The organism is Natronomonas salinimetallica, from assembly GCF_013839515.1.
In the GTDB taxonomy this organism is placed as follows: Archaea; Halobacteriota; Halobacteria; order Halobacteriales; family Haloarculaceae; genus Natronomonas.
This window is the reverse complement of sequence record NZ_JACDNQ010000005.1, coordinates 111,790-124,696: the sequence shown is the minus strand read 5'-3', so window position 1 is coordinate 124,696 and position 12,907 is coordinate 111,790. Positions and strand designations below refer to the sequence as shown.

Here is a 12,907-nt window from a genome sequence, read left to right as displayed (position 1 = left end):
CTCGGGGGCGAGAATCGATTCGGCAGCCACTGCTCGACGCGGCGGAGCACTCAATCCTCGCTCAGCCGTCCGTACGTCGAGTCGAGCCGGTCGACGAGCCGATCGATGGGGAAGGGAATTCCGGCCCGGTTCGCGACGAGTGCGACCGGCCAGAGCACGATACCGAGGACGATGCTGAACTGGTACAGGACGAACACTGTCGACCGGTACAGGTGGGATGCCATCCTACTCCGAGGGGTGCGGAGTTCAGTATATATAGTTTCTGTTCGCCATCGGCCGGTACTGGCCGCAGTATCGCTTGGTTCCGGCCAGTACTGCCCGCTTCGATACCCAGGGGGGCCCAGACGGATATCACCCCGGACACCCGGACCGAAGTGGATAGCTGGGAGTGGTGGTATAGACGCTATAGATACGTTATCAGTACGTTTTGAATCACGTGCGCGGCCGCGAACCAGCGTTCAGCTGCGACGGGGCCGTCGTCATCGCCGCGGACGCGACGATCCGATACGAGACTCCCGCATCGTGGGTACGGTACGTCTGTACGGTACGTCTCCCGGACGTCTGTCCGCGGGACGACTGGACGACCCCGATGCCGTGGGCACACGGGAAACAATAGGGATATCCGTCGGGCCCCGTTTCGAACGCACATGAGCAACTATCTCGTCGCGATGGAGGCCGCGTGGTTGGTCCGTGACGTCGAAGAGATCGACGATGCGATCGGCGTCGCCGTCAGCGAGGCCGGCCGTCGACTCAACGAGGCCGACATGGACTACGTGGAAGTCGAGGTCGGATCGACGCCGTGTCCGGCGTGTGGCGAACCGTTCGACTCGGCGTTTATCGCCGCCGATACGGCCCTCGTCGGGTTGGGTCTCGAAATGAAGGTGTTTAATGCCGACAGCGAACAGCACGCCTCACGGATCGCGAAAAGCGAGATCGGCGGCGCGTTGCGGGACGTCCCGTTGAAAATCATTGACACGTTCGACACGGGGGACGAAGACGAAGACGCGTGATACGGACCGCCGTCACACGCCGTCGGTGAGCGCGGGACGGGGTCGGCGTCCGACGACCGCGGTCCGTATGAGACGGGCGGGACTACTCCCCGAAGCGTCCCGGCTCCTCGGCCGCGGCCGCCGTCTTCACCGCCGCGACGTTCTCTGCGACGTCGTGTACCCGGACGACGTCGGCCCCGCGTTCGGCCGCCAGCGCGCTCGCGGCGACGGTCGCGGCGAGTCGCTCGTCGACATCGCCTTGCTCGACGAGTCCGAACATCGACTTCCTGGAGTGGCCGACCAATACCGGACAGCCGAGCGATCGGAACTCCCCGAGGCGACCGAGCAACTCGAAGCTCTCGGCGGCGGATTTCCCGAACCCGAGGCCGGGGTCGACGATGATCTGTGATCGGTCCAACCCCGCCTTCTCGGCGAGCAGGACGCGCTCTTCGAGGGCGGCGAGCGTGTCCGAGACGACGTCGTCGTAGGCGATATCGGCGTCCGGGTCGACCGGCGTGTTGATCGAGTGCATCACGACGACCGGAACGTCGTATTCGGCGGCGACGAGCCGCATCTCGGGATCTTCGAGCCCCGAGACGTCGTTGAGGACGTCCGCACCCGCGTCGAGCGCCGCGCGTGCGACGGCCGCCTTCCGGGTGTCGACGGAGACGGCGACGTCGACGTCCGCGAGCGCTTCGACGACCGGGACGACCCGACCCAGTTCCGCCTCGACCGAGACGGGGTCGGCGTTCGGACGCGTCGACTCCCCGCCGACGTCGACGATGTCGGCCCCCGCCTCGACCAGTCGTTCGGCACGGTCGAGGGCGTCCTCGAGTGCCTCGTATCGGCCTCCATCGTAGAACGAATCCGGTGTCACGTTGAGGATTCCCATGACGGCGGTGCCATCCGCCCACGGCTGCGTTGGCTCGTTTCGGCCGGCGTCCGGATCGTCCCCGGTGTCACGTTCGCCTTCGATGCCGTCGGCGAGTTCGCCTTCGATGCCGTCGGCGAGTGCCGAGAGCGCCGGCGAACGCTCCGCGAGGACGTCGATCAGCCGATCGAACTGCGCGTGTGTCCCCATCAGAACCGCCTCGACGCGCTCGTACGGTAGCGCCTCGACCGCCGAGACCGCACACTCGCCGCCGATCGAGCGGAACGCGCTGGCGATGCGGTCGGCCCCGTGGGGGCTCACACGGACCGTCACGACCTCGTGGACGCCTTCGGCCCGGACGCGCTCGACGACCCGCGTGGCGACGTCAGCCCGTTCGAGGACGTCGCCCGCCGCCGCTGCGTCCGGAACAGCGCTCCTGACAGCCGATCCGGTCCACCGCCGCCGGGCCTCGGCGACGACGAACAACGAACCACAGACGACGACCGCATCGCCGGGGCCGGCGGCCGCGAGCGCGGACTCGACCGCGGCGGTGACGCTTCCGGCCCGCTCGATTCGGCCGGCCCGCCCATCGGCCTCCATGATGGCGGCGACCGAGTCGGCCGTCTCGGCCCGACCGATCTCGGGACGACAGGCGTAAGCGACGTCGGCGGCCGGCAGTTCGGCCACCATCGCCGGGAGGTCTTTATCCGCCATCGCGCCGAAGACGAGATGCAGATCGTCGTACTCGAACGTCGAGAGCGTCCCGGTGACGCCGGCACAGCTTCCGGGGTTGTGCGCCCCATCGAGGACGACAAGCGGGGCGCGTTCCATCACCTCGAAACGCCCCGGCCAGTGGGCGTTTCGGAGCCCTCGCTCGATATCGGCCGGCGTCGCGTCGGTGATCTGCCGACAGAGCGCCGCGGCGACGCCGGCGTTTCGACACTGGTGTTCGCCCAAAAGCGGGAGTCTAGTGTCGACACGCCACCCGTCACCGACGACAGTGACGTCCTGTTCGACGCCGGCCCGGCCGTCCGTCTCGACGGACACGTCGACGGTGTCGCCCGCTCCCGTTTCGGTGGCCGTCGTTGAACTCCCATCGCCGTCCTCCGCGATCGTGCCGACGCGGAGCGTCTCGCCCGCGACCCCGGTGATCGCCTCGAGCGCCGTCCCGTCAGCAGCCGTCACGAGCGCTCGGTCGTCGGGAGCGATCGCGGCCTTGTCGCGGGCGATCTCCTCGATCGTATCGCCGAGGAGGTCGGCGTGTTCGAGCGTGACGTTTGTGACTGCGGCGGCGTCCGGCGAAAGCGCGCTCGTCGCGTCGTGTCGGCCACCGATACCGACCTCGAGGACGGCGACGTCGACGTTTTCGCGGGCGAACGTCCGGACCGCAAGCCCCGTCACCGCCTCGAAGAACGTCGGCGGTTCGCCGTCGGGAGCCTGATCGCGGACGTACGGCCGGACGTCCGCGACGTACTCACATACGGCCCGCTTCGTGACGGGGCGGCCGTTGATTCGGATCCGCTCTCGGACGTCGTCGAGATGTGGAGACGTGTACAGTCCGACATCGTAGCCCGCCTCCCGGAGGATGGACTCGACCATGCGGGCGGTGCTTCCCTTCCCATTCGATCCCCCGACCTGGACGATTCGGAGGTCCTCGCCCGAGCCGCCGAGGTAGTCGAGCAGCCGCCGGGTCGGGGCGACCCCTGTTCGGGACGGATACCGGCGGAGATCGAACAGGAAGTTCGCCGCCTCGTGGTACTCCATACGGAACGCAGTACGGCGAGCGCTTTATCGTTTTTCGCTTCGGGCCGGCGCCGCGAAAACGCTCGGGCGGTAGCGGGGGGCCACGGGCCGCCACGAGAGACCCGAAAGCCCTCGCCCACTAACAGCCGATCTACGGGGATACGAGGGGAGTGCCCTGGGGCCGAATACGAGACGTCTCAGGATGCCGCAGGTCGGTGACGGTTCCGCGTAGTATAACAGATATATTTACATAACATTTTTTGTATAATATGCCGCCTTGTGTTCCGGGTATCACGCCGTGATCTCCGTCACCGACCGGTAGTACGGCGTATCCGAGAGGTGTCTATGTACGTGCGTATATGTGCGTTTGAGACCGTTCTCTCGGGGCTATTGAATCCGTGACTGAATAGCCATAGTACACGTGTAACTGACTACCCCCATGTATACGTCCCAATACGCACTCGGCTACTCGAACAGCCAGAAACTATTTTTAATTGAAAAAAGGTAAGAAGTGCCATAAAAATTATCAAACAGTACCGCCGGTCAGATCCGGTGAACGGGGAGAAAATAATAACAACGTTATTTTTGTTAGGTATTTCCGTGAGGACCGCACGGCCGCGTATTCGACAGCGTCGAACACTGGAAGTCCGAAAACGGGCTCGGTGGCTTCGAGGACGCCGCCGTCGGCGTCCGACGGGCGTTCCGGTGCGTCGTCTCCGATCGATCGTTCGATGCACCCGAAAGCCGACCGAACTCACGTCGTCGGGACGGCGAGGTCCCGCCGAACTCACACCGTCGAGACGGCGAGGTCCACACCGTCGAGACGGCGAAGGACGCCCCGTGGATGCGCGCCGGAGGGCCGTTTCGCAACGGACACGTCCTATACGCCCGGCATATATGTTATGCGACCAAACCGGACAGAGCTTCGGCCAGGCCGAAAGCATTAATTCGAGCCGGGACGTGGATCGTCCAATGTCCGAAGAAAAAAACCGATCCGTGACGCGCGCGTTCCGGATCGTCGACGCCCTCTCCGGAACCGACGGGATGGGCGTCTCCGAACTCGCCGACGACGTAGGGCTGCCGGTCAGTACGGTTCACGACTACCTCCAGGCGCTTCGGTCGACCGGCCACGTCCGCAAAGACGGGACCGCATACCGGACGTCGACGCGGTTCCTGGAGATCGGTCACCGGGACCGCCGCCAGCGCGAGATCTACACGGCGGTCGCCGACGAACTGTCCGCCGCGGCCGAGGAAACCGGCGAGCAGGCGACGCTGATCGTCGAGGAGGGCGGTGACGGCGTGTTGTTGGCGGTCGCGGAGGGCGAAAGCGCCGTCGATCTGCCCGCCTACCCGGGCGCTCGGGTACCGCTCTATGCGAACGCGGGGGGAAAGGCGATCCTCGCACACACCACTTCGGAACGACTCGAGGCGCTGTTGGACGAGCAGGCCTTCGAACCCATCACGAAACGGACCGTCACCGACCGGGGGGTATTGTGTGAACAACTCGAGGCCGTTCGGGAGCAGGGCTATGCGATCGACCGGGGCGAACGGATCGCGGGGTTCGTCTGCATCGCGGTTCCCGTTCTCGATCGGGGCGACACCGTCCGCGGATCGATCTGCGTCTGTGGCCCGAAAAGCCGGATGAGCGAGGACCGCCGCGGGGAGATCCTGATGACGATCCGGCGGGTGGCGAATATCACGCAGGTGAACATGGATTACGTGTGAACGGGACGGGCTGTCGCATCAAATACATGTGAACGGGACGGGCCGTCGCATCAAATCCATACGAATTATGACCGTAGACGACAACAGCGTGGTATGACGACGACCGAACGGGCGCTCATCGAGGAGACTGTTTCCGAGTTCGTCGAACGAGAGGTACGGCCCGCCGCCGCCGAGGCCGATGCGACGCAGACGTTCCCCGAGGACGTCTGGGACGGCCTCGCCGAGTTGGATCTGACGGGGCTTACCGTCTCCGAGGAGTACGGCGGTTTCAATGCCGACCAAGTGACCTACAGCGTCGTCAACGAGACGCTCGCTCGCGGCGATCTGTCCGTCGCGACCGCACTCTCCGTTCACTGTCTGGCGACCGCCTGCATCGAAACGTTCGGAACCGACGACCACAAGGAACGTTGGCTCCCCGACATGGCACGGGGACGGCCGGTCGGCGCGTTCGCGCTCTCGGAACCGGACGCGGGGTCGAACCCCGCGGAGATGACCACCGTCGCCCGGGCGGATGGCGACGAGTACGTCATCGACGGCAAGAAACAGTGGATCACGAACGGGACGCGTTCGGGGGTCGTCATCCTCTTTGCGAAGACGGACCCCGACGACCCCGACTCGGTGACGCAGTTTCTGGTCCCGAAGGACGTCGACGGCCTCGAGGTCGGTAAAAAAGAGGACAAACTCGGTCTCCGGGCCAGCGACACGACGTCGCTGCTTTTCGACGGTGCTCGGATCCCGGCGTCCAACCGGCTCACGGAGGTCGGCGAGGGGCTCAAGGCGGCCTTTTCGATCCTGACCGGCGGCCGCATCGCCATCGCAAGCCAGGCGGTCGGAGTCGCAGACGCCGCGCTCGGGGCCGCCGTCGACTACGCCCACGAGCGCGAGCAGTTCGGCAAGCCCATCGCGGACCACCAGGCGATCGCGCACAAACTCGCCGACATGGCGACGGACGTCCGGGCCGCACGGCTGTTGACGCGGGACGCCGCCGAGAAGAACGAGGGGGGCGTCGACCCGATGGCCGCGAGCATGGCGAAGTACTTCGCCAGCGAAACCGCCGTCGACGTCGCAAGCGAGGCCGTACAGGTCCACGGCGGCTACGGCTACACGAAGGACTTCGACGTCGAACGCTACTACCGGGACGCGAAGATCACGACGATCTACGAGGGGACGAGCGAGATTCAAAAAGAGATCATCGCACGACACCTCGGGGAGTGACCGTCGGTTGCGGGACCGACGCCTCAAGCTGGTGTGGTTTGGCCGGCCGTACGAGGCGGCGTGGCCGGCTCAGTCGTAGGTATAGAAGCCTTCGCCGGTCTTTTTGCCGAGGTCGCCCGCCTCGACTTTTCGCTTCAGGAGATACGCCGGGGTGTATCGGTCGCCCAACTCCTCGTGGAGCGTCTCGGTGGCGTGCAGACAGATATCGAGGCCGATGTGGTCGGCGAGTTCGAGGGGGCCCATCGGGACGTTCGTCCCGAGCGTCATTCCGCTGTCGATGTCCTCTTTGGTGGCGACTCCTTCGTCGAAGGCCCGGATTCCCTCGTTGATCCACGGCATCAAGATGCGGTTGGTGACGAAGCCGGGCTTGTCGTCGGATTCCCAGGTCTCCTTTCCGAGGTCCTCCGCGAAGTCGTGGGCGAGCGTCAGGACGTCGCCGTCGGTCTTTTCGCCGTCGACGACCTCGACGCCCTTCATGACCGGCACCGGGTTCATGAAGTGGAGGCCGACGACGGATTCGGGGCGCTCGGTCGCCGCCGCGATCGTCGTGATCGACAGCGTCGACGTGTTCGTCGCCAACACGGCGTCCTCGTCGACGACCTCATCGAGCTCCCCGAAGATGTCGCGTTTGACGTCGACGTCCTCGAGGGCGGCCTCGACGACGATGTCACAGTCGGCGAGCCCCCCGAGGTCCGTCGTGCCCTCGATCCGATCCTCGGCGGCTTCGGCCTCGGACTCGGTGATCGTTCCGCTATCGATCTGCCGCCCGAGGCTGTCGGCGATGGTCTCGAAGCCGCTCTCGACGTACTCCGGCTCGATGTCGCGCATGACGACGTCGTAGCCGGCCGTGGCAGCTACCTGTGCGATCCCGCTGCCCATCGTCCCGGCACCCACGACGCCGACGCGTTCGACCGCGTCTATCTCTCGTGTCATGGGAGAACACACGGGGAGATTTCGATTAAACGTTGCGGATCCCACCTCGCCGATTATATTCATTTTTTAACATGTATGGCAACGTTTTTGCGAGTCGGCGCAGTGTATATGAGTAATGTTCGGAAACGACGATCTAGAGGCGATCCGCGAGCGCAGGGCCCAGTGGGAGGAGGATACCCTCGAACCGTTCCTCGAGGCCGGCGAGCGGAAAGACCGGTTCGCGACCGTCTCGAACCACGAGGTCGACCGGCTCTACACCCCCGAAGACGTCGCCGACGTGGACTTCGAGGAGGACCTCGGCTTCCCCGGGGAGCCGCCCTACACCCGCGGGCCGTACCCGACGATGTACCGGGGACGGACGTGGACGATGCGGCAGTTCGCCGGGTTCGGCACCGCCGAGGAGACCAACGAGCGGTTCCACTACCTCATCGACGAGGGCCAAACCGGTCTCTCGACCGCCTTCGACATGCCGAGTCTCATGGGTATCGACTCCGATCACCCCATGAGCGAGGGCGAGGTCGGCAAGGAGGGCGTCGCCGTCGATACGCTCCGGGACATGGAGATCCTCTTCGACGGGATCGACATCGGGGAGGTCTCGACCTCCTTTACGATCAACCCCTCCGCGCCCGTCATCTACGCGATGTACATCGCCCTGGCGGACAAAAAGGGCGTCCCGCGCGAGGAGATCCGGGGGACGCTCCAAAACGACATGCTCAAGGAGTTCATCGCCCAAAAGGAGTGGGTGATCCCGCCGGAGCCGAGCCTCGACGTCGTCACGGACACCATCGAGTTCGCCGTCGAGGAAACCCCCCGCTTCCACCCCGTCTCGATTTCCGGCTACCACATCCGGGAGGCCGGATCGACTGCCGCCCAGGAGGCCGCGTTCACGCTGGCCGACGGCTTCGCCTACGTCGAGGACTGCCTCGAGCGCGGCCTCGACGTCGACGAGTTCTCACCCCTGCTGTCGTTCTTTTTCAACTCCCACAACTCGATGTTCGAGGAGATCGCGAAGTTCCGGGCCTGCCGTCGGATCTACGCGCGCGTGATGGACGAGTGGTACGGTGCCGAGGCGGACGAGTCCAAACGGCTGAAGTTCCACACCCAGACCGCCGGTCAGTCGCTGACGGCCCAACAGCCCCTCAACAACATCGTCCGGGTGACGATCCAGGCGCTGGCCGGGGTGATGGGCGGCACCCAGAGCCTCCACACCAACAGCTACGACGAGGCGCTCGCGCTGCCGAGCGAGGAGGCCGTCCGCGTGGCGTTGCGGACCCAACAAATCATCGCCGAGGAGTCGGGTGCGGCGGACATCGTCGACCCGATGGGCGGCTCCTTCGCCATCGAGAAACTCACCGACGAGATGGAGGCGGAGATCATGGGATACATCGAGGAGATCAAGGAGATGGGCGACGGCTCCGTGCGCGACGGCGTCCTGGCCGGGATCCCGGACGGCTACTTCCACCGTGAGATCCAGGAGGCCGCCTACGAGTATCAAAAACGCGTCGACAAGGGCGAGGAGGTCGTCGTCGGCGTGAACCGATACGAGATCGAAGAGGATACCGAACCGGACCTCCTCCACGTCGACCCCGAGACCCGCGATCGACAGCTCGATCGGCTCGAATCGGTCAAGGAGGAGCGCGACGACGAGACCGTCGAGGCGTGTCTCGACGCCGTCAGGGAGGCTATCGAAAGCGACGAGAACGTCATGCCGCCGATCGTGGACGCGGTGAAAGCCTACGCGACGATGGGCGAGATCATGGCCGTCTTCGAGGACCACTACGGTTCCTATCAGGAGACACTCGTCACCGCCTGAGACGGACCCTGCCGCCGGCGTCGGTTCGTATCACCCCGGCGTCGGTTCGCGTCGGCCTCGGCGTCGGTTCGTATCACCCCGGAGTCGGTTCGCGTCGGCCTCGGCGTCGGTTCGCGTCGGCGTTTCGACTGCGTCGAATGCCCGTTCCCGGTCGTCCGCGGGAGGGAGCCCTCGACCCGCCCCGAGACGGCAGTATCAAAACGGAAACAGCGACTCGGCGTCGGGATCGCGGGCCAGCAGTTCGATCTCGTGGCCGTCGGGGTCCCGCGTGAACGCGTACATGTCCTCACAGGACGCGGGGTCGCGGTAGTCGGACGCTTCCCGGAGCATCAGCCGCTCCCAGTCGTCGTGGAGGTTGTCGAGCCTGACGCAGAGGTGCCCCCAGCCGTCGCCGTCGGTGTAGCTGCGTCCATCGTAGTTGTAGGTCAACTCGACGCTCATCGCCTCCGCGGGGGCGTTCCCCGGTTCGACGAAGTAGTTCGCGAACGTGTCGGACTCCCAGCGGCCCGCCTCCTCGTAGTCGAACTTCCGGACCCAGTAGCCGAGGGCCTCGTCGGCATCCTCGACCCGGATCATCGTGTGGTCGAGACTCCACGGCGAGCCGTGATCCCGCGTCACCAACTCGACTTCGTGGCCGTCGGGGTCTTTGACGAAGGCGTAGCGGCCACCGCAGGATTCGGGATCCCGGTAGTCGTCGACACCGCCCTCCATCAGCCCCTCGTAGGCGGCTTCCAGGTCACGGACGCGCACGGCGATGTGCCCCCACGCGTCGCCGATCTCGACCTCGTCTTGGCCCTCGTTGCTCGTCAACTCCAACATCGCCTCGTCGTCGCCCATATCCTCGGGACCCAAATACACGATGGTGAACCCATCGCCCTCGTGACGGTCTTTTTCCTCGTAGTCGAGGTGCGTTCCGTACCAATCGATCGACGCCGCCATGTCCGAAACCCGCATCATCGTGTGGTCGAGTGTTCCATCCATGTTCGCCCGTTTCGTCGCCGTCGCACAAAAACGTAGTGCCACGCCGGGGGTACGGCCCTAACACGGGTAGGGTTGTTACATACTGGAGTATCGAGGCGACTGTGACGGGAGCGTCTACATATACCGATCGCGGAGTTCCACTTCCGATGCGACTGTTCAGCATACGCGAACGGGAGGCTCCCTAATCGACGTCGGTACCGGACCGAAACGGCACGATTGAGGAACAAATATAAACATACGGGCGACAACGACGGAACATGATTCGGGAATCGTCGACGAGACAGGTCAAGTCGGTCCGGACCGGATTCAGAATTATCGGTATTCTACAGAACCACGACGGCGCTGGGCTGGACGAACTGCAGCGTCGACTCGACCTGGCGAAAAGCACTGTCCACAACTACCTCGCCACGCTCGAATCGATGGGATACGTCGTCGAACAGGACGGCACCTACCATCTCGGGTTGCGGTTTCTGACACACGGGATGGCGGCCAAGAACCGCCTCCGAATCCGGGCGGCCATCGACGACGCCCTACCGGGGCTCGCCGCGACGGCGGGCCAGCCCGCGTGGTGGATCACGGAGGAACACGGACGGGGACTGTTCGTCGAGTCCGCCGTCCGGGAGGACGGAACAACCGCTTACGGACGGGTCGGCAAGCGATCCTACCTCCACACGCACGCGCCGGGAAAAGCGATTCTGGCGACGCTTCCCGAGACGTACGTCGACGACATCGTCGACTATCACGGCCTGCCGGCGCACACGAAGCGGACGATCACCGACCGTGGGACGCTCGCCGAGGAACTCGCCCGGATCCGCGATCGGGGATACGCCGTCGGGGACGGCGAGGCCGCACTCGGGATCCGGTCGGTGGGAGCGGCCTTCGAAGGCCCGGCGGGGAACGATCACGCGGTCGGCGTCTTCGGCTACTCACACGACCTCGCCACGCCGCCCGACCGCGAGCTCACGTCGGCACTCGATCGGGCCGTCGACGGGATCCGAGCCGCCGCCGAGACGGGGGGTCCCTAGCGTGGTCGCCCGTGGGCCACCCGAGGGCGTCGATACCCTCGGCGCGGCGCTCGAACGAAAGGCGTCCGAGTCCGAAGCCAAACCGTTCCTCCGGTATCGGGACGAGCGGGTCACCTACGGGGAGCTCAACCGGCGGGCCAACGCCGCCGCGAACGGCCTCCGCAGACGGGGGATCGCCCCCGACGAGACGGTCTGTCTGTTCATGTACAACTCCATCGAGTACGTCGTGTTGTACTTCGCGCTCGCGAAGCTCGGTGCCGTGGTCGCGCCGATCGACACCCGCTTTACCGGCGAGACGCTCGCCGCCGCCCTCGTGAAGTCCGACGCCGGGACCGTCTTCATCGACGAACGGACACGCGAGGCCTACGAGGCGGTTCGGGCGGACCTCCCGAACGTTACGGCCGAATACTTCGTCGGGGACGTACCGGCGGATCGGTCCTTCCGGCCGTTCGACTCACTGTCCGACGGGGATGCCGAGGCCCCCCCGGAGGGCGAACGCGGCCCGGCCGAGACGGTTTCGGTGACGTTCGTCCAACGCCGTCCGACGGAACAGCCGAAGGGGGTGTGTCTCCCACAATACTCGTACATAAACACCGGCTGGGAGGTCGCGAACGAACTGTTCGGGTTCGACGAGGACGACCGCATATTCACTACACTCCCGCTGTACAGCATCTTCACTTTTCAACTCGGCGTCGTCGGCGCGCTCTTTGCCGATGCGGAGTTCGTCCTCTCGGACCCCTTCGATCCGGACACCTACTGGCGGCAGATCGAGGACTGTGAGGCGACGGTCATGCTCTATCTCGGCCGGATGCTGTCGGTGTTACACGGCCAGCACTCGGGGTCGGAACCGATGGAGAACTCGGTGGCGTTGGCGATCGGCCACGGCTTCGGGTTCGGCCCCGACGAGACGCTCATCCGGGAGTTCGAGGACCGCTTCGACGTCACCGTTCTCGAGGGCTACGGCGTCACGCAGACGTCGACGATAGCCACGTACAATACCCCGGAGGACCGCCGGATCGGCAGTTCCGGGAAGGCGGTCCCCTACGCCGACGTCGAGATCGTAGACGGAAATGACTGGCCGGTCGATACCGGCGAGTCGGGCGAGATCGTCATCCGGCCGAAGCGGCCAAACACGATGCTACAGGGGTATCTCGGCGAACCCGAACGGACCGTCGAGGTCTGCCGAAACCAGTGGATCCACAGCGGGGACATCGGCTACAAGGACGAGGACGGCTTCGTCTATTTCATCGCCAACGAGGACAACTCCATCTACCGAGGCCGGATCGCGGGGCGGGTCTCCTCGCTGGAAATCGAGGGCGTCATCGACACGGCAGCGAACGTTCGCGAATCCGCGGTCGTCGGCGTCGAGGACCGAAGCGGCACGGAGGAGATCAAAGCCATCGTCGTCCCCGAGGAGGACGCCGAGTTGAGCCCGATCGACGTGTATCGCCACTGCAAGCAGTCGCTGCCGTACCTCAAAGTGCCGCGATACGTCGAGATCCGCGAGGAGATGCCACGGAACCCGACCGGGAAGATCAGACGCAAACGCCTCCGCGAGAGCGGGATCGAAACCGCGTGGGACCGCGAGGCCGGATACGAATTCAGCCAATAG

The 12,907-nt window shown here is 65.2% G+C and carries 10 protein-coding genes; 6 read left to right on the top strand and 4 right to left on the bottom strand.

What is annotated here, in order from left to right:
* Nucleotides 1-50 precede the first annotated feature (50 nt).
* A complete protein-coding gene (locus HZR14_RS05625) occupies nucleotides 51-224 on the bottom strand; it encodes a hypothetical protein (RefSeq protein ID WP_181691885.1) in 174 nt (57 codons plus the stop codon).
* A gap of 423 nt (nucleotides 225-647) precedes the next feature.
* Between HZR14_RS05625 and HZR14_RS05620 the strand changes: the two genes are divergently transcribed.
* Entirely contained in the window at nucleotides 648-1,010 is a 363-nt protein-coding gene (locus HZR14_RS05620; RefSeq protein WP_181691884.1) for a DUF555 domain-containing protein, read from the top strand.
* An 82-nt stretch (nucleotides 1,011-1,092) separates the two neighbouring features.
* Here HZR14_RS05620 and folP read toward each other — a convergent pair whose 3' ends face one another.
* Nucleotides 1,093-3,624, bottom strand: a complete 2,532-nt coding sequence (folP, locus tag HZR14_RS05615; protein ID WP_181691883.1) for a dihydropteroate synthase — start codon at nucleotides 3,622-3,624, stop codon at nucleotides 1,093-1,095.
* A 951-nt stretch (nucleotides 3,625-4,575) separates the two neighbouring features.
* On the opposite strand from folP, the gene HZR14_RS05610 reads away from it, so the two are divergent.
* Both HZR14_RS05610 and HZR14_RS05605 read left to right on the top strand, forming a co-directional pair.
* Nucleotides 4,576-5,328 (top strand): IclR family transcriptional regulator, encoded by a 753-nt coding sequence (locus tag HZR14_RS05610; protein ID WP_181691882.1) that lies wholly within the window; start codon nucleotides 4,576-4,578, stop codon nucleotides 5,326-5,328.
* 93 nt (nucleotides 5,329-5,421) lie between these two features.
* Complete coding sequence (locus tag HZR14_RS05605; protein WP_181691881.1) at nucleotides 5,422-6,543, top strand: acyl-CoA dehydrogenase family protein; 1,122 nt, start codon at nucleotides 5,422-5,424, stop codon at nucleotides 6,541-6,543.
* Nucleotides 6,544-6,612: 69 nt separating this feature from the next.
* Here the strand turns inward: HZR14_RS05605 and HZR14_RS05600 are convergent, their stop codons facing one another.
* Nucleotides 6,613-7,476: a 3-hydroxyacyl-CoA dehydrogenase family protein gene (locus HZR14_RS05600; RefSeq protein WP_181691880.1), complete on the bottom strand. Its 864-nt coding sequence runs from the start codon at nucleotides 7,474-7,476 to the stop codon at nucleotides 6,613-6,615.
* 115 nt (nucleotides 7,477-7,591) lie between these two features.
* Here HZR14_RS05600 and HZR14_RS05595 point away from each other — a divergent pair, with 115 nt between their 5' ends.
* Nucleotides 7,592-9,289, top strand: coding sequence for an acyl-CoA mutase large subunit family protein (locus tag HZR14_RS05595; protein ID WP_181691879.1), 1,698 nt, complete (start codon nucleotides 7,592-7,594; stop codon nucleotides 9,287-9,289).
* Between the two features lie 195 nt (nucleotides 9,290-9,484).
* Here the strand turns inward: HZR14_RS05595 and HZR14_RS05590 are convergent, their stop codons facing one another.
* Entirely contained in the window at nucleotides 9,485-10,270 is a 786-nt protein-coding gene (locus tag HZR14_RS05590) for a VOC family protein (protein WP_181691878.1), read from the bottom strand.
* A gap of 257 nt (nucleotides 10,271-10,527) precedes the next feature.
* On the opposite strand from HZR14_RS05590, the gene HZR14_RS05585 reads away from it, so the two are divergent.
* Both HZR14_RS05585 and HZR14_RS05580 read left to right on the top strand, forming a co-directional pair.
* The gene (locus HZR14_RS05585) at nucleotides 10,528-11,295 is read left to right on the top strand and encodes an IclR family transcriptional regulator (RefSeq protein ID WP_181691877.1); all 768 of its coding nucleotides are present in this window, start codon (nucleotides 10,528-10,530) and stop codon (nucleotides 11,293-11,295) included.
* Nucleotide 11,296: 1 nt separating this feature from the next.
* A complete protein-coding gene (locus HZR14_RS05580; protein WP_181691876.1) occupies nucleotides 11,297-12,907 on the top strand; it encodes a class I adenylate-forming enzyme family protein in 1,611 nt (536 codons plus the stop codon).